This window comes from Streptomyces pseudoechinosporeus (assembly GCF_054783935.1).
In genome coordinates this window covers 279,180-301,010 of record NZ_BAAGPS010000023.1, presented here as the reverse complement: position 1 = coordinate 301,010, position 21,831 = coordinate 279,180, and the positions used below count along the sequence as shown (strand labels likewise).

Genomic DNA, 21,831 nt, shown 5'->3' with positions numbered 1-21,831 from the left:
CCGTGCTGGGGCGGCGTGTCGTCCGGCATCCGGGGTACCCATCGGTGAACGAAAGGAGGCGGACATGCCCCTCACGTTCCGCAAGAGTCTCCGGATCCTGCCGGGGGTGCGGTTGAACATCAACCGACGCTCCTGGTCCATCACCACGGGCGGTCGGCACGGGCCGCGGCACACGCGCAGCAGCACCGGGCGCCGGACCACATCGTTCGACCTGCCCGGCCCCTTCGGGTGGCGCAGGACACGGACCGCCACCCGGCGTCGCCGTGGAGCCGGCCTCACCAGGCGTCACTGGGGCCGCTCCTGAGGAGATGTCACTCCCATCACTCCAATGGACCCCCCTGAGATTTTGACATCTCATATCCGAGATAGCCTGCCGCCATGGACGACGACTACCTCGTACGTATCGGCAAGCTCATCCGTGACGCCCGTCAGCACCGGGGCTGGACACAGACGCAACTGGCCGTGGCGCTCAGCACCAGTCAGAGCGCCGTGAACCGCATCGAGCGCGGGAACCAGAACATCAGCCTTGAGATGATCGCCCGCATCGGTGAAGCCCTGGACAGCGAGATCGTTTCGCTGGGGTACGCGGGTCCGATGCATCTGCGGGTGGTCGGCGGCCGTCGGCTCTCCGGCTCCATCGATGTGAAGACCAGCAAGAACGCGTGCGTGGCGCTGCTGTGCGCGACCCTCCTGAACAAGGGGCGCACGGTGCTGCGCCGGGTGGCCCGCATCGAGGAGGTGTACCGCCTGATGGAGGTGCTCGGCTCCATCGGTGTACGCACCCGGTGGATCAACGACGGGGTGGACCTGGAGATCGTGCCCCCGGCGGACCTCGACCTGGGCACCATCGACGCGCAGGCGGCCCGCCGTACGCGCTCGATCATCATGTTCCTCGGCCCGCTGCTGCACCGTATGGACACATTCAAGCTGCCGTACGCGGGCGGTTGCGATCTCGGTACGCGGACGATCGAGCCGCACATGATCGCGCTGCGCCGGTTCGGTCTGGACATCACTGCCACCGAGGGGCTCTACCACGCCCGGGTGGACCGGTCCGTCTCCCCCCGCCGGCCGATCGTGCTGACCGAGCGCGGGGACACGGTGACCGAGAACGCGCTGCTCGCCGCCGCGCGCCACGACGGCGTGACCGTCATCCGCAACGCCTCGTCCAACTACATGGTCCAGGACCTGTGCTTCTTCCTGGAGGCGTTGGGCGTACGGGTGGAGGGCATCGGCACGACGACGCTGACCGTGCACGGCGTGCCGAACATCGACGTGGACGTGGACTACTCGCCCTCGGAGGACCCGGTCGAGGCGATGAGCCTGCTGGCCGCCGCCGTTGTCACCGAGTCGGAGCTGACGGTGCGTCGGGTGCCGATCGAGTTCCTGGAGATCGAGCTGGCGGTCCTGGAGGAGATGGGCCTCGATCACGACCGTACGCCGGAGTACTTCGCGGACAACGGCCGTACGCGTCTGGTGGACCTCACCGTCCGGCCCTCCAAGCTGGAGGCGCCGATCGACAAGATCCACCCGATGCCGTTCCCGGGCCTGAACATCGACAACGTCCCCTTCTTCGCGGCCATCGCGGCCTCCGCACAGGGCAAGACCCTGATCCACGACTGGGTCTACGACAACCGCGCGATCTATCTCACCGACCTCAACCGCCTCGGCGGACACCTCCAACTCCTCGACCCCCACCGGGTGTTGGTCGAGGGTCCGACGCGCTGGCGCGCCGCCGAGATGATGTGCCCACCCGCGCTGCGCCCCGCCGTGGTCGTCCTGCTGGCGATGATGGCGGCCGAGGGCACATCGGTACTGCGGAACGTGTACGTCATCAACCGGGGGTACGAGGAGCTGGCGGAGCGGCTCAACACGGTGGGGGCGCAGATCGAGATCTTCCGGGACATCTGAGAGGAGTTCCGCCACACCTGCTTTGACCTGCACAAATGTGTGCCTGAAGGGGGTGCGACAGCCCCTGAAACCGCCCAGCGATCAGAACAAACACCGTTGCAGCACTAGGTGAGCGGCAACCTCAGTTCGAACAAGGCACCTCCGCCGGGGGCGTCGGTGACTGTCAATGTGCCTCCGTGGCGTACGGCGATGTCCTTGGCGATGGCGAGACCCAGGCCGGCGCCGCCGTCGTCTCGGGCTCGGGATTCGTCGAGGCGGACGAAGCGTTCGAAGATACGGTCGCGGTCGGCGAGGGGGACGCCCGAGCCGTCGTCGGCGACCTGGAGGACCGTCTGGTCGGTGTCCGTGCGCAGGGTGACGGCGACGCGGTCGCGGGCGTGGCGGCGGGCGTTGTCCAGGAGGTTGCCGAGGACACGGCAGATCTGGTTGCGGGAGCCGCGCACCTCCACGGACTTGGCGCTGTCGAGGGTCACTCCGTCCCGGGAGGACACCTCCTCCGCAACGACCTTCGCCAGGTCGAAGCGCGCGTCCGGCGGGGGCCGCTCCCCCGCGTCCAGACGGGCGAGCAGCAGCAGGTCGGCGGCAAGGCTCTGCAGCCGTACGGTGTCCTCGACGGCCCCATCCAGGTCCAGCAACTCCGGGTGCGCGGCGCCCACTTCGAGCTGGGTGCGCAAGGACGCGATGGGGCTGCGCAGCTCGTGCGAGGCGTCGGCGACGAACGCGCGCTGCCGCTCGACCGAGGTCTCCAGGGCGGCGAGGGTCTCGTTCGTCGTGCGGGCCAGGCGGGCGATCTCGTCGTGCGTGTCCGGCTCGGGGACGCGGCGGGAGAGGTCCTCGGAGGCGGTGATGGCCGCCATCTCGGCGCGGATGCCCTCGACGGGGCGCAGCGCCCGCCTGGTGACGACGTACGTCACCCCGCTGACCGTCAGCAGCAGCAGGGGCAGCCCTATGAGCATCGTCGTCAACGCGGTGCTGACGGCCTCCTCTTCGGTGGAGAGCGGGGCGCCCGCGTAGACGGTGAGCAGGACGTTTCCCGGCGTGATCACGTCGACCGCGGCGAACCGGTATTTCGCCGTCGCCCCTTCGACGGTCGCGGTGCCCTCGCCGTACCAGGTCTCGTCGGCGATCTCCCCGGCGGAGAGAGTGCCCCCGTCCTCCGCCTCGCGATCGCCCTCCGCCCTGTCGTCGGCGTCGTCGTTGGTCTCGGAGTTCAGCCGGTCCGAGGCGACGGCGGTCACGTTCATGGCCTCGACGTCCTCGCCGGCCGCGACGGGCTTCTCGTTCCGGTCCAGGACCTCGACGGGGTTCTCGTCGCCGTCCGGCAGCTTCAGCTCGTCGTACGCGAACCCGTTCGCCAGCGCCGAGGCGGCGTTGCGGGCCACGGAGTCGGCCTCGGTATCCGCCTTGTCGGTGAGGGTGAACCGCAGCGAGAGCAGTACGGCGGTGCCCGCGGCGACCACGGCTATGGCGACGACGACGGTCGCGGCGAGGGTGGCGCGGGCCCGCACAGAGCCGAGAAGACGCTTCACGGGCGAGCCTCCAGTCTGTATCCGGCCCCGCGTACGGTCTTGATGAGCGCGGAGCCGACCTTGCGGCGGAGAGTGCTGATGTAGACCTCGACGATGTTGGGGTCGCCGTCGTAGGCGAAGTCCCAGGCGTGCTCCAGGATGTCGGACTTCGACACGACCTCACCGGCTCTCATCACGAGCTGTTCGAGGACGGAGAACTCCTTTGCGGTCAGGGCGATCTCGTCCTCCGCGAGGAACACCCGCCGGGCGGCGGTGTCCACCTTCAGATCGCCGAGCACGTGCACGGGGGACGCGCCCGCGGATCCGCGCCGCCGGAGCAGCGCCTTCACGCGGGCGACGAGGACGACGTAGGAGAACGGCTTGGTCAGGTAGTCGTCGGCGCCCGTGTCGAGGCCCTCGGCCTCGTCGTACTCGCCGTCCTTGGCGGTGAGCATCAGGATCGGCACGTCCTGGCCGGCGGCGCGCAGGGCGGCGCACACCCGGTAGCCGTTCATGCCGGGCAGCATGATGTCGAGAATGACGAGGTCGTAGACCCCCTCGCTCGCCCGGTGCAGGCCCTCGATGCCGTCGTGGACGACGTCCACGGCGAAGCCCTCGGCCGTCAGTCCCTTGGCCAGCGACACCGCGAGCCGCTTCTCATCTTCAACGATCAACAGGCGCATGCGTTCAGCTTGGCAAACCGAACCTGAAGCGGCTTTCAGGTGGCTTCAGGTTCGCTTCAGCGTCGATCGGCCAGATTGGTTCCCGTCGAAAGCAGACGAGGCAGACAAGCAAACTGCAACCGCCAACAACATCCGTTACTGGTTGCAACCAGTCGTATTCTGGAGGAATCCCATGCAGCGCAACGTCGTCATCGCCACCATCGCGGCCGTCGCCCTGATCGGCGGCGGCACCGCGACCGCCATCGCGGTCACGGGTGACGACGGGACGGTGGCAAAGAAGACCGTGGCGGTGTCGAACGACGACAACAACCGCGACGACGTCGACAACACCGACGACACGGCCCAGGACAGGGCCGAGGACCAGGCCGCCCGCGACACGGACGAGGACGCCGAGGACAAGGCCGAGAACGCCGCCGACGCGAAGGCCGGGCAGATCACGGCCGCCGACGTGATCAGGGCGGCGCTGAAGCACACGACTGGTACGGCGGTCTCGGCCGACCTGGACGACGAGGGCACGACCCACGTGTGGGAGGTCGACGTGCTGACCAACGGCGGTGCCTGGCACAGCATCCAGATCAATCCGGCCAACGGCAAGGTCCTCGGCTCGCACACCGAGAAGGACGAGGACGGTGACGACGCCGCCGAGACCGCGCAGATCCGTGCCGCCCTGAAGGGCAGCTCCGTGACCGCCGCGGAGGCCGCCGAGGCCGCCGCCGCCAAGGGCACGGTGACCTCCGTCGACCTCGACGAGGAGAGCACGGACCAGGCTTGGGAGGTCGACACCACCGCCGCCGACGGCACCGGCAGCGACTGGCGCGTGAACCCCGACTCCGGCAAGGTCACCGCCGACCGCTCGAACGACTGACCCAGGCACACGAACCACCGGGAGGAGTGACCCCGCCGCCCCCGTCGGCCGACGGTCACTCCCCCAGGAGGACCACGCCTCCTTCCTCCACACCGGGAGACCGACTCCTCCTCCCTCCCCGGGAAGGCCGAAACCTCCACTCCCCCTTGAGGAAGGACGCCTTTCCCACCCTCACAGGTAGGGGCACCCGACACCGGGTGCCCCTACCGCCGCGTGCGGGTTACTCAGCGCCGCCCACAGGGTCTCCAACGCTCGCTCACTCTCAGCGGGCTGGCTCCAGCCCAGGTCCACCGTTGAGAGGCCGCTGCCGGCCGAAGTCCAGGGAGATACTTATTGATCCGAAACGGTAGGTGTTCTCGTTGATCCCTGCGTGAGCGAACTGGTGGGGGACGCACGGCAGTTGTCGCCGTCGACGCAAGAGGCCCTTCGGCTGCGGGCGGTGGCCGCGTCGGTGGCGGGCCGAACTCGCGAGGATGTCGTGGCGGTGTTCCAGGTCTCGCTCAAGGCGGTGGACAACTGGCGGGCGAAGTGGCTGGCCGACGGGCGAAGCGCTCGCAGCTCAGCCGCGTGGACGCCGGGTCGGCGAGCATCAGGTTCTCGACGCGGTCGAGCAGCAGGCGATCCGGCAGGCCGTACTGGATCACCGTCCCTGTGACCTGAGGCTGGCGGGGCAGCTGTGGACGCGGGCCGGAGTGGGGGACCTGAAAGCGCGAAGTGAGGACGGATGACGTACGCCGGGCACGACATTCATCAGCCCTTGCCGAGCCTGTCGCCGAGAGTCAGGACATTCGTCTCTGTGAGGATTTCATTGAACTCTCAATAATCCTTTCTGGGTGCCGATGAGGACCCGCGCGGCACGTCCCGCACCCGTTTTCCGAGGAAGGAAGAACCATGACCCGTTCTCTCGCCCGCAGGCAGCTTCTCGGCGCGGGTATCGCTCTCGGGGCGACTGCCCTGGTCAGCGGTACGGCGCAAGCCTCCCCGGGTACCGGCAGATCCTGGCCCGCTCAGTTCCCGCTGCCCGACGGCTGGGGGCCGGAAGGGGTCGCGATCGGCTTCGGACCGTACGCCTACTTCGGATCGATCGCCACCGGCGGGGTCTACCGGGTGGACCTGGCGAGCGGCAAGGGCAAGGTGGTCCACGAGGGCCTGGGGCGCCAGACGGTCGGGCTGAAGGTGGACGCTTGGGGGCGGCTGTTCCTGGCGGGTGGCAGCAGCGGTGAACTGCGCGTCGTGGACGCCGGCAGCGGTGCGCTGCTCGCCTCGCACACGGTTGGTGGCGAGGGCGGTTTCGTCAACGACGTCCTGGTCACCCGCGACGCCGCCTGGTTCACCGAGTCCCTCGGCGCGCGGCTCTACAAGCTGCCGCTGGGCAGGAGGGGCAGCCTCGGCGAGCCGGAGACCCTCGCGCTGAGCGGTGACTGGGTGCAGAACGGATTCGCCGCCAACGGAATCTCGCTCACCCCCGACGGCAGCGCCCTGCTGGTCACCAACGCGGCAGCGGACGGGGGCTCGTTGATGCGCGTCAACCCCCGCACCGGCGTGGCCCGCAAGGTCGACTTGGGTGACACGACGCTGCCCAGCGGCGACGGGCTGGTGCTCATCGGCCGTACGCTCTACGTCGTCCAGCCGGGCAGCAACCAGGTGGACGTGATCCGCCTCAACCGGTCGGGATCGCGGGGCACCGCGACCGGGGTGCTCAGGGACGACCGCTTCGACGAGCCCACCACTGCCGCCGCCTACAAGGGCCGGCTGTACCTTCCCAACTCCCGCTTCAACACCCCGAACCGGAACGAGAACACGTCCTACAACGCGGTGGCCGTGCCGCTCGCGTGACGTACAAGCAGGAAACGGCTGGACCCCGTCCGCTTGAAGCGGGCGGGGTCCAGCCGTACTTGTCGTTTCTATCCCTGCGTCGTGATGGTGTGCGGTTCCGTGAACGAGAGCAGGCCGTCCGGGCCCATTTCGCGTCCGATGCCGCTCTGGCGGAAGCCGCCGAAGGGGGCTCGGTCATCGCATGCGACCGCGTTGGCGTGGTTGATCCAGGTGGTGCCGGTGCGCAGCCGTTCCGCGAGGGCCGCCGCGCGGGCGGGGTCGGCGCTCCAGACCGAGGAGCACAGTCCCGACCAGTCGTTGTTGACCTGGTCCAGTACGGAGTCGACGTCGTCGAAGGGCAGGATCGGCAGGGCGGGGCCGAACTGTTCCTCGGTGACGATCCGCAGGCCCGGGTCGGGATCGAGGACGAGGGCGGGGCGCAGGAAGTGTCCTCCTGAGGAGGCGGCGCCGGGGGCCAGGGTGCCCAGTTCGCGGATCTCGACTCCGGCGTCGGCCGCCTCGGCCAGCATGGCGGCGACCTTGTCGCGCTGGGCGGCGCTGTTGAGCGGGCCCATGGTCGAGGCGGGGTCAGTTCCCGGGCCCACGCGCTGGGTGTCGAGGGCGGAGCTGAGCCCGTCGACGAGTTCGTCGTAGCGGGAGCGGTGGACGTACAGCCGTTTGACGGCCATACAGACCTGACCGCTCGTCAGGAACACGCCCTGGACGAGCCGTCCGATGTGCTCCTGGTCGAGTACGGCGTCGTCGAGGACGATCGCGGGGTCGTTGCCGCCGAGTTCGAGGGTCACCGAGGCGAGGTTCTGCGCGGCGGCGGCCATGATGTGCTTGCCGGCGGCCGTGCTGCCGGTGAACACGATCTTGCGGACGCGGGGATCGGTGAGCAGCGGGGCGACCGCTTCGTTGCTGCCGGTCACCACGTTCAGGACGCCGGCGGGGAGTCCCGCGGCGAACAGTTCCAGGGTGCGCACCATGGCCAGCGGCACGGTGGGCGGAGGCTTGACCACGGCCGTGTTCCCGGCCAGCAGCGCGTACGGCAGGCTCGCTCCGAGGATCGCGATCGGCCAGTTGAACGGCACGATGACGGTGACCACGCCCATGGGGAGCCGGTGGATGTGCGAGGTCAGCGGCGGACCGTCGAGGCGTCGTACCTGGTCGAGGGAGTCGACCAGGTCGATGGCCGCCCGGGTGCGCGCGACGAAGACGCTCATCTCGATCTGGCTCTCGAGGGAGATCTTGCCGTTCTCGCGGGTCATCAGTGCTGCCCGGTCGGCCACGCTGTCGTCGAGCAGCGTGAGCGCCTCGCCGATGATCTCCGCTCGTCGGCGGGCGGGCATCGCGGCCCAGCCGGGGAACGCCGCGTCCGCGGCCGCGACCGCCGCGCGGGCCTGGTCGGGGGTGGCCGCGGCGGCGTGGCCGACGATCCGGTTGGGGGCGGCGGGGTCGTGGACGGCTGTCCAGTCGTCGGACTCGACGGTCTTGCCGTCGATGAGCAGTCCGGTCCGGAAGGCTTCCGGCCGGGTCTGAGCTGGATCTGTTTCGAGTTTCTCGGACATGCGGCTCTCCAAGCGATCAAGTGACCAAGTGATCAAGGAACCAGGTGTGCTGCGCCGTCAGCGGACAGAAATCCGTATGACGGACACGCTGAGGTCAGAGGCACTGCGGTTGCCTGGGTGTGTCCATCCTTCCTCCTGCTGAAGCTGCGGAATGCGGCCCTGTCCGCATCGCGGACGCCCGCTAGTCTGAGTGGGAAGCGCAAGCGGATCGCAGCCGAGGAGCCACGTGCCACGTCAGGGAACAGGACCGGACTTCATCGAGGCGCTGGCCCGGGGCCTGGAGGTCATCGCCGCGTTCAAGCCCGGACAACCGGCCATGTCGCTGTCCCAGGTCGCCGGCGCGACCGGACTCGCCAGGCCGACCGCCCGCCGGATCCTGCTCACCCTCGAGGAACTCGGCTATGTCCGCTCGTACGAGGCGGGATTCGCGCTGACCCCGAGAGTCCTCGAACTCGGGGTCGCCTACGTGCGCTCCATGGGCCTGTGGGACATCGCACGGCCCCACATGGAGCACCTGGTGGAGCGGACCGGCGAATCGTGCTCCGTGGCCCAGCTCGACGGATCGGACATCATCTACGTCGCCCGGGTCGCCGTCCCGAAGCTCGTGACCCTGTCGGTGCAGATCGGAACGCGTTTTCCGGCACTGCCGACCTCCCTGGGAAAAGTACTCCTCGCGTCGTTGTCGGCCGACGGACTGGAGCAGGTGCTCGCGCAGCCGTCGCGCTCGGGGCTGACTCCGGTCTGGCAGCCCGACCGGGAGGAACGCGAAGCGGTCCTGCGGGAGGTGCGGGCCCGCGGTTGGGCACTGACCGACGAGCAGCTGGCGCCCGGCATCCGCTCGGTCGCGGCCCCGCTGCGGGACGGTTCCGGCCGGGTCATCGCGGCGCTCAACGTCAACTGCCACGCCGCCGAGACGTCGGTCGAGCGGCTCGTCGGCACCCATCTGCCGCTGCTGCTGCAGACCGCCGGGGACATCAGCGCGGATTTCGCCCGCGTCGCCGCGGTACCGCAGGTCTGACAATGGCGACTCGCCCATCGAGCATGCTGTCCTCCTGAGCTGGGAGCCGGTACGGCGATTCCCTGAGCGTAGGAACGCTCCGGGCTCGAGGGATCCTTCCGATGACGGCACCTGACGGCGACCTGTGTCCCGGTCTGTCCGGGACATCCGTCGCGGTCGGCAGGACAGTCGGCCGCCGCGGCCCTTTGTGACGGTCAGGCCCGCGACGCCACGGGGCCATACGACCGTCAGGCCCGCGGCGGCACCAGCCCCTGCCGTACCGCGAACAGCGCGGCCTGGGTCCGGGAGGTGAGCCGGAGTTTGCGCAGTACGTTGCTCACGTGGGTGCGGGCGGTGCGCTCGCTGATCACCAGCTCGTCGGCGATCTGCTGGTTCGAGCGCCCCTCGGCGACGAGGACGAGGACGTCGCGTTCCCGGCTGGTGAGCGCGGCGAGCCCGGTCGGTGGCGAAACGATCTCCTGGGTGAGTCCCCTGGCCACCTCGGGGTCGAGGAAGACCTCGCCCCGGGCGGCGGCGCGGATCGCGGCGACCACCTCACCCGCTTCGGCGTCCTTGAGGAGGTAGCCGGCGGCTCCCTGCGCGAGCGCCGCGTGGACGCGTTCCATCTCGCCGAAGCTGGTGAGCACCACGACCCGTACCTCGGGATGGCGATTCTTGATCACGCCGATCGCCGTCGCCCCGTCCATCCTCGGCATGAGCAGGTCGATCAGCACCACGTCCGGCAGTTCCCGGTGCGCGGCCATCGAGTCCAGCCTGGTGAGCGCCTCCTGCCCGTCGGCGGCCTCCGCAGCGACCTCCATGTCGTCCAGGACCTCGAGATAGGCGCGGATTCCACGGCGTACGACGGCGTGGTCGTCGACGATCAGGACCCGGATCGGGCGGGGTTCGCCGCCTCTCGGAGCGGGACCGCCGACGGGGTGCTCCGGGAGTTCTCCGGGTCCGTGGGGGGCGACTCCGGCACCCGTACGGGGAGGGGTATGACGACGCGCACGGTCGTACCGCTCTTCGCGCCGGATCTGATCCTCATGGTGCCGCCCCATCGTTCCGCCCTTTCGCGCATGGTCGTCAGTCCGTAGCCGTGGTACCGAGCCGTCCGGCCGGCCTTCGCTTCCGGGGCGGCCTCTCGCCCGCCGGATTCCGCGAGTCCGCGCCCGTCGTCGCGGACGCTCGCGGTCAGTGTGTGGTCGTGGACGCCGAGGCGGATGGTGACGGTGGTGGCCTCCGCGTGCTTGACCACGTTGTGGATGGCCTCCGCGACGATCCGGTACATGTCCTCGGCCAGTTCCGGTTCGATCACGTCCAGCTCCTGATCGCCCTGGAGCCGGATGCTGAGACCCGTCCGGTTCTCGGTGCTCCTGACGAGCGCCCTCACCGCGTCCTCCAGTCCGAGCCGGGCGGAGGAGGGCGGCCGCAGCTCGTGCACCATCGCCCGCAGGTCGGCGAGTACGGACTGGGAGAGGGCTCCGACCTCGTCCGCGAACTTCTGGACGGCCGGCGCGGGAACCGGCCCGCCGCGGGTGCCCAGCACTCCGACAGCGTTGGCCTGCATGCCGATGGAGAACACCTGCTGGACGATCGAGTCGTGCAGATCGCGGGCGAGGCGCTGGCGCTCGTTACGGCGGGCCCCTTCGCGTTCGCTCTGCAGCAGCGTGGCGTAGTCGACGGCGAGGGCGGCCTGTTCCGCCATGGCGGCGAGGAACTCCAGCGTGCGGCTGCCGATCTCCTGCCCGGGTGCGAAGTACGCGTTCAGTACGCCTTCGGGACGGCCGCGCGCCATCAGCGGAACGCTGACGAAGGAGTCCCAGTTCAGCTCGCCGAGGTAACTGTGCAGCGGTTCCCAGGCGGGGTCCTCGCGGACCTGGGCCCACCGGTGGGGGACCACGACGGGTTTGCGTTCCTTCAGGGTGTCGAGCATGACCAGCCTGGCGCCGCGGTCGCGGCACTCCAGCAGACGGTCGAGGAACGCGTCCCAGTGCCGTAGCCCCGCGGAGCCCATCAGCCGCAGTTCCCGGCCCGAGCTGTCCAGGGTGAGGATCTGTGCGCCGGCCAGGCCGTCGGCCTGCACGATCTGCTGAGCCACGGCGTCCAGGGTCGAGCCGAGCGATCCCTCCGAGGCCAGCGCGATCGACGTCCGGGCGATCGCCACGAGCCTGCGCTGCCGGTGCGATTCGTCGGTCACGTCGCGGAACGACACGACGGTGAACTTCGGGTCGGACGCCAGCGTGCGGGCCCGGTAGGCGAACTCGCGCCGGGCTCCGGAGGCGGGCACCCAGTGGGCCACCTGCTCGTCCGACCGTTCGTCGGAGTGCTCGTCCAGCAGCCCCACCCAGCAGGCGCCGGCTTCCTCCCCGAGGGCGAACGGGGCCGGCGCACCGAGTAGTTCGGCCTCCGTACCGGCGCCGCACAAGGCGACCGCCGCCGGGTTCAGCCGGACGAACCGGCCCACGCAGTCCAGTACCGCGAGGCCGTCCGGCGCGACGGCCGCGATGTCGTCCCACCCCACGAGCGGCGTACCTGGCATGACCGGTCTCCTCACCATCGTCATCATCGACGAGCGACGAACCCCGCCCCGAAGGCCACTACGCCATGTCGACACATCGATGAAGCGGGAGGGCTGGTGAACGGACCGGGGCGACTCGGGGTCGGTCACAGCATCGTAGCCCGGTGAATTCGGGGCGGGTCTACGTCATTCGACCTGTTCACCGCCCGGTCGAAACGCCGAGCCGGTTGCGTCATTGCTCGCGTTCCCGCGCGGCCGACACCTGCCTACGTTGAGGAGGGCGCCCCGTGGATCCACCGGACCCCCGCGCCGGATCCACGGGGTCGCACACGAGGCGTGTCCGGCCGCGCGGTCTGTCCGAGCCCCCGAGGACGAGGAGGTCTGAAGGTATGGACGTGTCCATCGGCACGATCTGGGAGGCGGTCTCCCGCGCGCTCCCCGATGCCGTCGCCATCACCGAGCCCGGTCGTGAGACCACGTACCGGGAGTTCGACGAGCGCGCGTCCCGGCTGGCCACCGCGCTGGACGTGGCCGGGGTACGGGCGGGCGACACCGTGGCCTGTTACCTGTACAACGGCGCCGCCTACCTGGAGACGGTCTTCGCCGCCTTCAAGCTCGGTGCCGTGCCGGTGAACGCCAACTACCGCTACACCGGCGAGGAACTCTCCGAACTCCTCACCGACGCCGACGCCGCCGCGCTCGTCTTCAGCGGCACCCTGGCCGACCGGGTCACGCACGCCGCCGGTCACGTACGCACGCTGAAACTGCTGGTGAGGGCAGGCGATCCACCCGCCGACGGACCCACAGGCCCCTCCGTGCCCGAACTGGAAGACCTGCTGGCGGCGCACGCACCGCGTGAGCCGCAACCGCGTCCCGGATCGGACCGGCTCTTCATGTACACCGGCGGGACCACCGGCAAACCGAAGGGCGTCGTATGGCGGCAGAGCGATCTGCTGCACTCCCTGGTGGTCCCGATCTTCCATCCGCTCGGTGTCACCGAACTCCCGGCGACCCTCGACGAGGCCGTGACCATCGCCGTCAAGGCACATCACGGGGGCTGGGCCCCGACCACCATGCCCGTCGTGCCGCTGATGCACGCCACCGGGCTGTTCAACACCATGGGCGCCCTGATGGTGGGCGGCCGGGCGGTCACCGCGCGCCAGGGTGGCCTCGACCCGGAGCACGTCTGGCACACGATCGCCGAGCAACAGGTCGAGACGGTCATCGTCGCGGGCAACGCCGTATGCCGGCCGCTCGTCGACGAACTCGTGCACGCGGAGCAGACGGGACCGCCGCACGACTTGCGCTCCGTACGCAGAATCCTCAGCTCCGGCACCGCTCTCAGCGATGTGCTCAAGAGGCAACTGCACGAGCGTGCCGAGCTCACGGTCATCGACGCCATCGCATCGAGCGAAGGAGGACCTTTCGCCTTCGCGATCACCTCGTCGGTACGCGACCTGCCCGCCCGATTCTTCCCCGTGCCCGCAACAAGGGTGATCGGCGCCGGTGACCGGTTCGTCGAACCCGGCAGTGACGAGATCGGGCGCCTCGCCTACTGCGGGCCCATGCCCCTCGGCTACTACAAGGACGCCGAGAAGAGCGCGACGACGTTCCGCACCATCGGCGGGGTCCGGTACGCGATCCCCGGCGACCTCGCCCGGATCGAGGCCGACGGCGCGATCCGGTTCCTGGGACGCGGCTCGGGCGTGATCAACACGGGCGGGGAGAAGGTGCACCCGCAGGAAGTCGAGAACGTCCTGCTCTCGCACCCCGCGGTGAAGGACTGCGTCGTGGTCGGCGTCCCCGACGAGACATGGGGGGAACGGGTGGCGGCCGTCGTGGCGGTCCCGCCGAACACGACCGTCACCGGCGAGGAGCTGCGCGACTGGGTACGGCGGAGCCTCGCCGGCTACAAGGTGCCGCGATCCGTCGTCGTGACGGACGCCCTGCCGCGGACCCCGACCGGCAAGCTCGAAGTCGCCTGGGCCAGGAAGACGGCCCAGGACTCCGGCGCGGGCGACGGATCGTGACGGTCGAGTGCGAGACGTACTGAACGGCAGCGTCGGCGCCCTCGCGGCGCGGCGTACAGCTGAAGCGCAACGCCGGACCAACCTCGGCCTGCCCCACACGACCATGGGAGAGGCGTACGTACGGCTCTACCTGCAGACGACGGGTGTACTGGCATGACGATCCGCAGCGAGACGAGTGGCCGTGGGGCCACGCACATCTGGGTTCCCTTCCGCGACACGTCTCTCTACGTGGAGTTCGCGGACGAGGCGGGCGAAGCGGCCCGTACGTCCGATCGCCGGGGCCTGCTGGCCGACGCCGTCCCCCAGGACGGCATCACGCGCGACGACCGCTACGGCGCACCGATGTGGCGCATCGACGTCCAACGGCTGCACGCCGTCGTGGAAACCCTCTGGAACGAGGACGACCGCCAGGTGCGGATCCACCTCGACCAGGCTCCGCGGCTCGACGGGGATGGCGGGATGCCCGGTCACGGGGATGGCGGGATGCCCGGTCACGGGGATGGCGAGATGCCCGGTCACGGGGATGGCGAGATGCCTGACCCGCGCGACGGATGACGTAGTCCGGGCCACGACCATACGCCGCCCCGGTCCGGTCATTCGAGCGATGACCTGGACATTTCCCATGGCTAACGTCGATCGTGCCGCCGCCGAGCGCGGCCGAGGTGATCCCCGCCGACCGTACCGAGGAGATGACGAACGTGACGAGCCCCTCAGCCGCCGCCCCGGACACGCGCACCCTCGGTACCGCCGAAGCCGCAACGCCGTCCGCGGCGCGACGCGGCGCCGAGTTCGAGGGCACCGTCACCGTGGTGACCCGGCAGACGGTGGCGGAAGGTGTCGTATCGCTGGAGCTCGCACCGAACTCCGGCGAACCGCTGCCGCCCTGGCAGCCGGGAGCGCACATCGACGTCGTCCTGCCCACGGGAGTCACCCGTCAGTACTCGCTGTGCGGCCCAGTGGATCCGGCGGGGAACACGACCCGCTGGCGCATCGCGGTACTCCGGGAGCCCGACGGACGCGGCGGCTCGCAGTGGATCCACGACCACATCGAGGAGGGCGGCGAACTCCGCGTGCGCGGCCCCCGCAACAACTTCCCCCTGCGGCCCGCCACGAAGTACCTGTTCATCGGCGGCGGCATCGGCATCACCCCACTGCTCCCGATGATCGCCGAGGCCGAGGCCGCGGGTGCCGACTGGTCCCTGCTCTACGGCGGCCGGACGCGCGCCTCCATGGCGTTCCTGCCCGAACTGGAAAGCTACGGCGAGCGCGTATCCGTACGGCCACAGGACCAGTACGGACTGCTCGACCTCGCCGGCTTCCTCGGCGATCCCGACCCCTCAGCCCTGGTGTACTGCTGCGGCCCCGCAGGGCTCATCGACGCGGTCGAGGCGTACTGCCCCACCTGGCCGGCCGGGTCGCTGAACGTCGAGCGGTTCGCCGCGGCGGCCGGGCAGCAGCCCGTCGGTGGCGAGGCCGAGCAGCCGATCGAGGTGGAGTTGCGGGCGTCCGGGATGACGCTGACCGTGCCGCCCGACCTGCCGGTCCTCAAGGCCGTGGAGCAGGCGGGCATCCCCGTCCTGTCCTCCTGCGAGGAAGGCATCTGCGGCTCGTGCGAGACCGCCGTACTGGAGGGCGAGGTCGACCACCGCGACTCACTGCTCACCGAGGACGAGCGGGCCGCGAACGACACGATGCTGATCTGCGTCTCCCGCGCGCGGGGCGGGCGTCTCGTCCTGGATCTCTGACACACCGTCAATTCGATGCGTCCCGTGCCCTGTCGGCCGCCACCGGACCCGTACACCCTCAGCACTCCCCCACCGACCCCCTGCCCGATCCAGACGTCCGACGACGAAGGAAGGACCCGTGATGACACTGACACAGCACGTGCGCAACGGCTGGTACCTGGGAGCCTGGTCCGACGAGATCGGCCGGACGCTCAAGCAGCGCTGGATCACAGACATCCCGGTCTGCTTCTACCGGCTGCCCGACCAGAGTGTCACCGCCGTCGAGGACCGCTGCCCCCACCGCAAGTACCCCTTGTCCCTGGGGCATTTGGACGACGAGGGCACGCTCCAGTGCGACTACCACGGCTACCGCTTCGACGGGCAGGGCGTGTGCGTCGGGGTCGCCGAGCAGGCCGACCGGCCCAAAGCGGCGCTGCGCCGGTTTCCTCTGGTCGAGCGGGACGGCGCGATCTGGATCTGGCCCGGTGACCCGAAGCTCGCCGACGAGAGCCTCCTGCCCGACACCTCATGGCTCACCGCCCCGGAATGGACCCATGTCCACGGCGTCGTCCCGCTGAAGGCCCGGCACATGCTGCTCCTGGAGAACCTGCTCGACCTCACCCACGAGACGTTCCTGCACCCCACGAGCATCGGCAACGCCGCCGTCGCCGCGACCCCGATCGACGTGACCGTGGACGGCGACCGGGTCGCCTTCAGCCGCCGCATGATCGGCATCGAGGCCCCTCCCTTCTACGAGAAGTCCTGCGGGCTGACCTCTCCGGTGGACCGCTGGCAGGACGGCGACTTCTACCCGCCGGGCATCTTCATCCTCAACATCCGCGTCGCGGCCACCGGCACCGAGGAGCCGGAGGGCTTCCATATGAAGGTGCTGTACGGGATGACGCCGGGGCGCGGCAACGAGACGCACGACTTCTACGCGCTGGGCCGCGACTACCTCATCGACGACCAGGAGCTCACGAAGTTCCAGCATGAGCAGCAGCTCGCCGTGATGCAGGAGGACGTCGACGCCCTGGAGGCGCAGGAGGTCATGTACGCCACCGACCCGGGCGGCACCGCTGAGTCCAGCATCAAGTCCGACCTCGCCGCACTCCGCGGACGCCGCGCGGTGACGAAGATGCTCGCCCGCGAACAGCAGGCGGGCCAGGGAGGGGCGGCAGGGCGGATCCCCGCCGCCCGGACCGCCGCACCGGCGAACTGACCATCCGTCCCGCCCGCTGAGGGCACCATCCTCCACAGAACGGTGTTGCCATGAGCGTCTTCGTCCTGCTCCACGGAGCCTGGCACGGCGGCTGGGTGTGGCAGCGCGTGGCCCCGGCGCTGCGCGCGGCCGGGCACGAGGTGCACACCCCCACGCTGACCGGGGTGAGCGACCGCGCCCATCTGCTCGGTCCGCAGGTCGGACTGAGCACGCACATCCAGGATGTCGTGGCGCTGATCGAGGCCCATGACGCGCGGGACGTCGTACTCGTCGGGCACAGTTACGCCGGCCAGGTCGTCACCGGGGTCGCGGACCGGATCCCGGACCGGCTGGCGCAGCGGGTCCACCTCGATGCCTTCGTCGGCGACGACGGTGAGGCGGCGATCGATCTGCTGCCCGCCCAAGTCGCCGGGCACTACCGGGAGTCCGTGGCCGGGCCCGGCTTCGGCTGGCTCATCCCGGTGCGCTCGCTGAGCGTGCTCGGCGTCGAGGACCAGGCGGACCTCGACTGGCTCGGCCCCCGGCTGACCCCGCACCCGTGGCTGACCTACACCGAGCCGCTGCGGCTGACCGGCAAGGCGGACCAGGCCCCCGGCGTCTTCGTCGAATGCACCGACTGGATGCGGGTGTTCACTCCGCATGCCGAGCGGGCCACCGCCCGCGGCTGGCCGGTCCACGAGATCGCCACCGGCCACGAGGCCATGGTCACAGCTCCCGGCGAACTGGCCGAACTGTTGCTGGAGATCGCGGCAGCCTGACCCGATCCATGAAGGGACGCCCCATGGAATTCCTCGTACGCACCGAGAACACCCTGCCCCCGGACACCCCCGACGACGTACGCGAGGCCCTGCGCAAGGGCGAGCGCGAACGTGCCATGCAGCTCAGGGAGGCGGGCATCCTCAAGCGGCTGTGGCGGGTTCCGGGCCGCAACGCCACGATCGGCCTGTACGAGGCGGCCGACCCGGCGGAACTGCACGACGCACTCGCCTCCCTGCCCATGTGGAAGTGGATGGACATCACCGTCGAGGCGCTCGCCACCCATCCGCAGGAGAAGGCGCCTTGACCGGCCAGGACAGCCGGGACGGCCGACGGGTCGCCGTGGTGACGGGCACCGCGGGCGGCCTCGGGCAGGCCATCGCCCGGCGCCTGGCCGCGGACGGATTCACGGTCGCCGCACTCGACATCGCCGAACCGGACAGCAGCAGCGAGACCTCCGGTGTGCGGCCGTGGCACTGCGACATCAGCGACCCGGCCGCGACCCGCCAGGCCGTCAGCGAGATCTCCGAGGCGTACGGAGGAAACGGGATGTCCAGCAGCACGCCCCAGGTACCCGGCACCTACGTCTTCGACGCCGCCGAGAGCCGCCGCGGCCGAGCGCTGAACCGGCTCTGCGGGTCCCTCAAGGAGGTCGAGAACCGGGACAGTTTCAAGACCGACGAGGCCGCGTACTGCGAGGCGTACGGGCTCACGGCCGCGCAGCGGGACGCCGTCCTCACGCGGGACTGGAACCGGATGATGGAGCTGGGCGGCTCCATCTTCTACGTCTTCAAGCTCGCCATGGTCGACCAGAAATCCATGCAGTACCTCGGCGGGGTGTTCACCGGCATGACCACCGAGGAGTTCGCGGAGGCGCTGAAAGCGGGAGGGCGGAACTTTGGCTGAGGTGATCTGGGGTCTGGCCACCTCGCATGTGCCGTCGATCGGTGCGGCCATGGACCACGGGAAGACCGAAGACCCGTACTGGAAGCCGCTGTTCGACGGCTACGCGCCGGCGCGTGAGTGGATGGCCGAGCACACCCCCGATGTCGCGATCGTCGTCTACAACGACCATGCCAACGCCCTCGACATGAGTGTCACCCCGACCTTCGCGCTCGGGACGGCGGAGTCGTACCGAGTGGCCGACGAGGGATGGGGCAGCCGCCCCGTGCCGGCGGTCATCGGCAACCCCGAGTTCTCCGACCACCTCGTCAAGAGCCTGATCGACGCCTCCTTCGACCTGACCGTCTATCAGGAACTCGACGTCGACCACGGCCTGACCGTTCCGCTGTCGGTGTACTGCCCCGACCCCGGCGAACGCTGGCCGTGCGCGGTGGTGCCCCTCCTGGTGAACGTCATCCAGTACCCGCAGCCCGCTGCCGCACGCTGCCTGGCCCTCGGCCGCGCGCTCGGCGAGGCGATCCGGTCCTTCCCCGAGGACCTCAAGGTCGCGGTCTTCGGCACCGGCGGCATGTCCCACCAACTCGCGGGCGCCCGCGCGGGGTTGATCAACCAGGACTTCGACCGGATGTTCCTCGACGCGATCGAGCACGACCCCGACAAGCTGGCCGCGCTGACGCGCGAGGAGTACATCCGCGAGGCCGGCTCCGAGGGCATCGAGCTGATCATGTGGCTGATCATGCGCGGTGCGCTCGGGCCCCGGATGCGACGCGTGCACGAGACGTACCACGTGCCCGCGTCGAACACCGCGGCCGGGATGGTCCTGTTCGAGAACCTGGGCCGGTGACGTGCCATCAGCCCAGCTCGGCCACCGCCCGTGCCGCCGGGGCGGCATGCCGCTCGATCCACTGGGCCGGGGCGTCCTCCGGCGGCGCGACAATGGCCTCGTCGATGCCCAGAGCGGCGTAGTCGGCCATGGCCTCGGGAAAGCCGTCGAGCGTACCGCTGGGGTCGATGTAGAGGACGGTTTTGCGGATGGCCGCGTAGTCACGGCCGACGTCCTCGCAGTGATCACGCAGCACGTTCAGCTTGTGCCCGACCTCCGCCGGGCTGGAGCCGAAGAGGTTGCAGGCGTCCGCGTACTGGGCGACGAGCCGCAGGGTCTTCTTCTCCCCACCGCCGCCGATCATGATCTCCGGGTGCGGGGTGCTCACCGGCGCCGGTACGTTGAGCGTTTCGGCCAACTGGTAGTGCTTGCCCTCGAAGGGGCCGTTGTTCTGCGGGTCCCACATCTGCCGGCAGATGCGCAGCGTCTCCTCCAGCCGCTCGAAGCGCTCGGCGACCGGAGGGAACGGCACGCCCAGGGCCGTGTGTTCGCGCTCGTACCAGGCGGCGCCGGCACCGAGAAAGGCCCGGCCGCCGGAGAGTACGTCGAGAGAGGTGACGATCTTGGCCAGCAGGCCGGGGTGACGGTACGTCACCCCCGTGACGAGCAGGCCCAGTTGTGTCGTGGAGGTGTGCGCCGCGAGGTAGCCGAGGGTGGTGTAGCCCTCCAGCATGGGCTCCGTCGCGGTGAGTCCGTACGCCTCCATCTGGAAGTAGTGGTCCATGACGGAGAGCCGGCTGACACCGGCCGCCTCCGCCGCAGCGCCCACCGCGGCCAGCTCGGGGCCGAGGGCGGCCGGGCCGTCGGGGTGGTTGAAACGGGTGATGTGTACGCCCAGTCGCATGGGGTCTCCAATTCAGCCGGCGCGGTGACGAAGCCCGTCAAGGAGCAGATCGAGCATGCGGCCCGCGCGGTCGCGTTGTCCTTTGTCACTGGTGATCAGGAGGATGCCGCCGAGGGCGAAGCCGACGTCCAGAGGATCGACGTCGGAGCGCAGGACACCCGCCCCCGCCCCGGCGTTCAGCAGCGTGCTGATGGCCGTGCTGAGCCGGTCGAGACTTTCGGCGAACGGATCGGCGCCGGAGGCGATGACGGCCTTCAACGCCTCCGCCATGCCCTCCTTGGTGGTCAGGTAGTCGATGAACCGGTCCATCCACAGCCGCATCGCCTGGTCGGGCGGGAACTGGTCGAGCAACTCCGTGGCGCTGTCGCAGACCCGGGCGAGCTCGTTGCGGTAGGCGGCCTCCACCAGCGCCTCACGGGTGGGGAAGTGCCGGTAAAGGGTCCCGATACCCACACCGGCGTCCTTGGCGATGGCCTCGAGCGAAGCGTCGAGGCCCCGCTCGGAGAAGGCGCGCACGGCCGCGTCGAGCAGACGCTCCCGGTTGCGCCGCGCGTCGGCACGCATTCCGCGTGTGTTGCCGGTCACAGCATTCCTTCCTCCTGGACAAGCGGAGGCTCCTCCGTTTAAAGTTTCAATCAAATCCGGAGGCACCTCCGTTTTGAGCGTAGCAAACCAGGAGCACTTGCCTGACCCTGCTTCTGATCCACCCCTGTCTCTACGAAGGATTCCCATGTCCAAGATCTGGTTTGTCACCGGTTCGTCCCGCGGCCTGGGCCGCTCGTTCACCGAGGCGGCGCTGGAGCGCGGCGACAAGGTCGCGGCGACCGCGCGGAACACCGAGTCCCTGGCGGACCTCGCGGTCACCTACGGCGACCAACTGCTCGCGCTGCCGCTGGACGTCACCGACAAGGCCGCCGCGTTCGACGCGGTCAAGCAGGCCCACGCGCACTTCGGGGGTCTGGACGTCGTCGTCAACAACGCCGGCTACGGCCACTTCGGCATGATCGAGGAACTGACCGAGGCCGAGGCGCGCGATCAGATGGAGGCCAACTTCTTCGGCGTACTCTGGGTCACCCAGGCCGCCCTACCCCTGCTGCGCGCACAGGGCGGTGGCCACATCGTGCAGATCAGCTCGGTCGGTGGCGTACTCGCCATCCCCAGCCTCGGTGTCTACGCCGCCTCCAAATGGGCCGTCGAGGGGCTCTCCGAGGCGCTGGCCGGTGAGGTCGCCGGGCAGGACATCAAGGTCACCATGGTCGAGCCGGGCCCCTACCCCACCGACTGGCCCGGCGCCTCCGCGGCCCGCTCCGAGCCCAACCCGGTCTACGACGGGGTCCGCCAGGCCCTGGCCGAAGGCTTGGACCTGTCCGACCTGGGCAACCCCAAGGCCGTCGGCCCGGCACTGCTGAAGATCGTGGACGCCGAGAACCCGCCGCTGCGGGTGTTCTTCGGCCGGCCGCCGATCCAGATGGCCAAGGACCACTACGCGCAGAAGCTGGCCACTTGGGCCGAGTGGGAGCACATCTCGCTTGCCGCCCACGGCTGAGCCGCATCCTCAAGGCCCCGCCCCCCGCTCATACGCCGGACAACTAGGGCGACCCATA

General features: G+C 69.7%; 22 protein-coding genes. 15 read left to right on the top strand and 7 right to left on the bottom strand.

Features of this window, described 5'->3' with window-relative positions; translation table 11 throughout:
- The first annotated feature begins 64 nt into the window (after window positions 1-64).
- Both ACYVO6_RS24845 and ACYVO6_RS24840 read left to right on the top strand, forming a co-directional pair.
- Window positions 65-304 (top strand): DUF4236 domain-containing protein, encoded by a 240-nt coding sequence (locus ACYVO6_RS24845; RefSeq protein WP_461064644.1) that lies wholly within the window; start codon window positions 65-67, stop codon window positions 302-304.
- A 74-nt stretch (window positions 305-378) separates the two neighbouring features.
- A complete protein-coding gene (locus tag ACYVO6_RS24840; protein WP_461064642.1) occupies window positions 379-1,908 on the top strand; it encodes a UDP-N-acetylglucosamine 1-carboxyvinyltransferase in 1,530 nt (509 codons plus the stop codon).
- A 104-nt stretch (window positions 1,909-2,012) separates the two neighbouring features.
- Here the strand turns inward: ACYVO6_RS24840 and ACYVO6_RS24835 are convergent, their stop codons facing one another.
- A complete protein-coding gene (locus tag ACYVO6_RS24835) occupies window positions 2,013-3,437 on the bottom strand; it encodes a sensor histidine kinase (protein ID WP_461064640.1) in 1,425 nt (474 codons plus the stop codon).
- Window positions 3,434-4,099: a response regulator transcription factor gene (locus ACYVO6_RS24830; RefSeq protein ID WP_461064638.1), complete on the bottom strand. Its 666-nt coding sequence runs from the start codon at window positions 4,097-4,099 to the stop codon at window positions 3,434-3,436. Before ACYVO6_RS24830 ends, ACYVO6_RS24835 begins: the two co-directional genes overlap by 4 nt.
- 172 nt (window positions 4,100-4,271) lie before the next feature.
- Here ACYVO6_RS24830 and ACYVO6_RS24825 point away from each other — a divergent pair, with 172 nt between their 5' ends.
- On the top strand, window positions 4,272-4,964 hold the full coding sequence (locus tag ACYVO6_RS24825) for a PepSY domain-containing protein (RefSeq protein WP_461064636.1): 693 nt from the start codon (window positions 4,272-4,274) through the stop codon (window positions 4,962-4,964).
- A gap of 891 nt (window positions 4,965-5,855) precedes the next feature.
- Window positions 5,856-6,800: an NHL repeat-containing protein gene (locus ACYVO6_RS24820; protein ID WP_461064634.1), complete on the top strand. Its 945-nt coding sequence runs from the start codon at window positions 5,856-5,858 to the stop codon at window positions 6,798-6,800.
- Window positions 6,801-6,868: 68 nt separating this feature from the next.
- Here the strand turns inward: ACYVO6_RS24820 and ACYVO6_RS24815 are convergent, their stop codons facing one another.
- On the bottom strand, window positions 6,869-8,350 hold the full coding sequence (locus ACYVO6_RS24815; protein ID WP_461064632.1) for an aldehyde dehydrogenase family protein: 1,482 nt from the start codon (window positions 8,348-8,350) through the stop codon (window positions 6,869-6,871).
- A gap of 226 nt (window positions 8,351-8,576) precedes the next feature.
- Between ACYVO6_RS24815 and ACYVO6_RS24810 the strand changes: the two genes are divergently transcribed.
- Window positions 8,577-9,368 carry an IclR family transcriptional regulator domain-containing protein gene (locus ACYVO6_RS24810; RefSeq protein WP_461064630.1) on the top strand — a complete coding sequence of 264 codons (792 nt, stop codon included), beginning with the start codon at window positions 8,577-8,579 and terminating at the stop codon, window positions 9,366-9,368.
- A gap of 227 nt (window positions 9,369-9,595) precedes the next feature.
- Here the strand turns inward: ACYVO6_RS24810 and ACYVO6_RS24805 are convergent, their stop codons facing one another.
- Window positions 9,596-10,243, bottom strand: coding sequence for a response regulator (locus ACYVO6_RS24805; RefSeq protein WP_461064886.1), 648 nt, complete (start codon window positions 10,241-10,243; stop codon window positions 9,596-9,598).
- Window positions 10,231-11,889, bottom strand: a complete 1,659-nt coding sequence (locus tag ACYVO6_RS24800) for a GAF domain-containing sensor histidine kinase (protein WP_461064628.1) — start codon at window positions 11,887-11,889, stop codon at window positions 10,231-10,233. The genes ACYVO6_RS24805 and ACYVO6_RS24800 overlap by 13 nt, the downstream gene beginning before the upstream one ends.
- Window positions 11,890-12,257: 368 nt before the next feature.
- On the opposite strand from ACYVO6_RS24800, the gene ACYVO6_RS24795 reads away from it, so the two are divergent.
- From ACYVO6_RS24795 to ACYVO6_RS24755, 9 genes are all read left to right on the top strand, one after another.
- Entirely contained in the window at window positions 12,258-13,898 is a 1,641-nt protein-coding gene (locus ACYVO6_RS24795; RefSeq protein ID WP_461064626.1) for an AMP-binding protein, read from the top strand.
- 7 nt (window positions 13,899-13,905) lie between these two features.
- Window positions 13,906-14,055, top strand: a complete 150-nt coding sequence (locus ACYVO6_RS24790; protein WP_461064624.1) for a hypothetical protein — start codon at window positions 13,906-13,908, stop codon at window positions 14,053-14,055.
- On the top strand, window positions 14,052-14,453 hold the full coding sequence (locus ACYVO6_RS24785) for a hypothetical protein (RefSeq protein WP_461064622.1): 402 nt from the start codon (window positions 14,052-14,054) through the stop codon (window positions 14,451-14,453). The genes ACYVO6_RS24790 and ACYVO6_RS24785 overlap by 4 nt, the downstream gene beginning before the upstream one ends.
- Window positions 14,454-14,596: 143 nt before the next feature.
- Window positions 14,597-15,643 carry a PDR/VanB family oxidoreductase gene (locus ACYVO6_RS24780; protein WP_461064620.1) on the top strand — a complete coding sequence of 349 codons (1,047 nt, stop codon included), beginning with the start codon at window positions 14,597-14,599 and terminating at the stop codon, window positions 15,641-15,643.
- A 121-nt stretch (window positions 15,644-15,764) separates the two neighbouring features.
- A complete protein-coding gene (locus ACYVO6_RS24775; protein WP_461064618.1) occupies window positions 15,765-16,841 on the top strand; it encodes a Rieske 2Fe-2S domain-containing protein in 1,077 nt (358 codons plus the stop codon).
- Between the two features lie 50 nt (window positions 16,842-16,891).
- The gene (locus tag ACYVO6_RS24770) at window positions 16,892-17,599 is read left to right on the top strand and encodes an alpha/beta fold hydrolase (RefSeq protein WP_461064616.1); all 708 of its coding nucleotides are present in this window, start codon (window positions 16,892-16,894) and stop codon (window positions 17,597-17,599) included.
- Between the two features lie 23 nt (window positions 17,600-17,622).
- Window positions 17,623-17,904 (top strand): muconolactone Delta-isomerase family protein, encoded by a 282-nt coding sequence (locus tag ACYVO6_RS24765; RefSeq protein WP_215453050.1) that lies wholly within the window; start codon window positions 17,623-17,625, stop codon window positions 17,902-17,904.
- Window positions 17,901-18,503 carry a protocatechuate 4,5-dioxygenase subunit alpha gene (gene ligA, locus ACYVO6_RS24760; RefSeq protein ID WP_461064614.1) on the top strand — a complete coding sequence of 201 codons (603 nt, stop codon included), beginning with the start codon at window positions 17,901-17,903 and terminating at the stop codon, window positions 18,501-18,503. Before ACYVO6_RS24765 ends, ligA begins: the two co-directional genes overlap by 4 nt.
- Window position 18,504: 1 nt before the next feature.
- Entirely contained in the window at window positions 18,505-19,344 is an 840-nt protein-coding gene (locus ACYVO6_RS24755) for a class III extradiol dioxygenase subunit beta (RefSeq protein ID WP_461064884.1), read from the top strand.
- Between the two features lie 7 nt (window positions 19,345-19,351).
- On the opposite strand, the gene ACYVO6_RS24750 is transcribed toward ACYVO6_RS24755, so the two are convergent.
- A complete protein-coding gene (locus ACYVO6_RS24750) occupies window positions 19,352-20,227 on the bottom strand; it encodes an LLM class F420-dependent oxidoreductase (RefSeq protein ID WP_461064612.1) in 876 nt (291 codons plus the stop codon).
- Between the two features lie 12 nt (window positions 20,228-20,239).
- Window positions 20,240-20,812 (bottom strand): TetR/AcrR family transcriptional regulator, encoded by a 573-nt coding sequence (locus ACYVO6_RS24745; RefSeq protein WP_461064610.1) that lies wholly within the window; start codon window positions 20,810-20,812, stop codon window positions 20,240-20,242.
- Window positions 20,813-20,957: 145 nt separating this feature from the next.
- Here ACYVO6_RS24745 and ACYVO6_RS24740 point away from each other — a divergent pair, with 145 nt between their 5' ends.
- A complete protein-coding gene (locus ACYVO6_RS24740) occupies window positions 20,958-21,773 on the top strand; it encodes an SDR family oxidoreductase (RefSeq protein WP_461064608.1) in 816 nt (271 codons plus the stop codon).
- The last annotated feature ends 58 nt before the right edge of the window (window positions 21,774-21,831 follow it).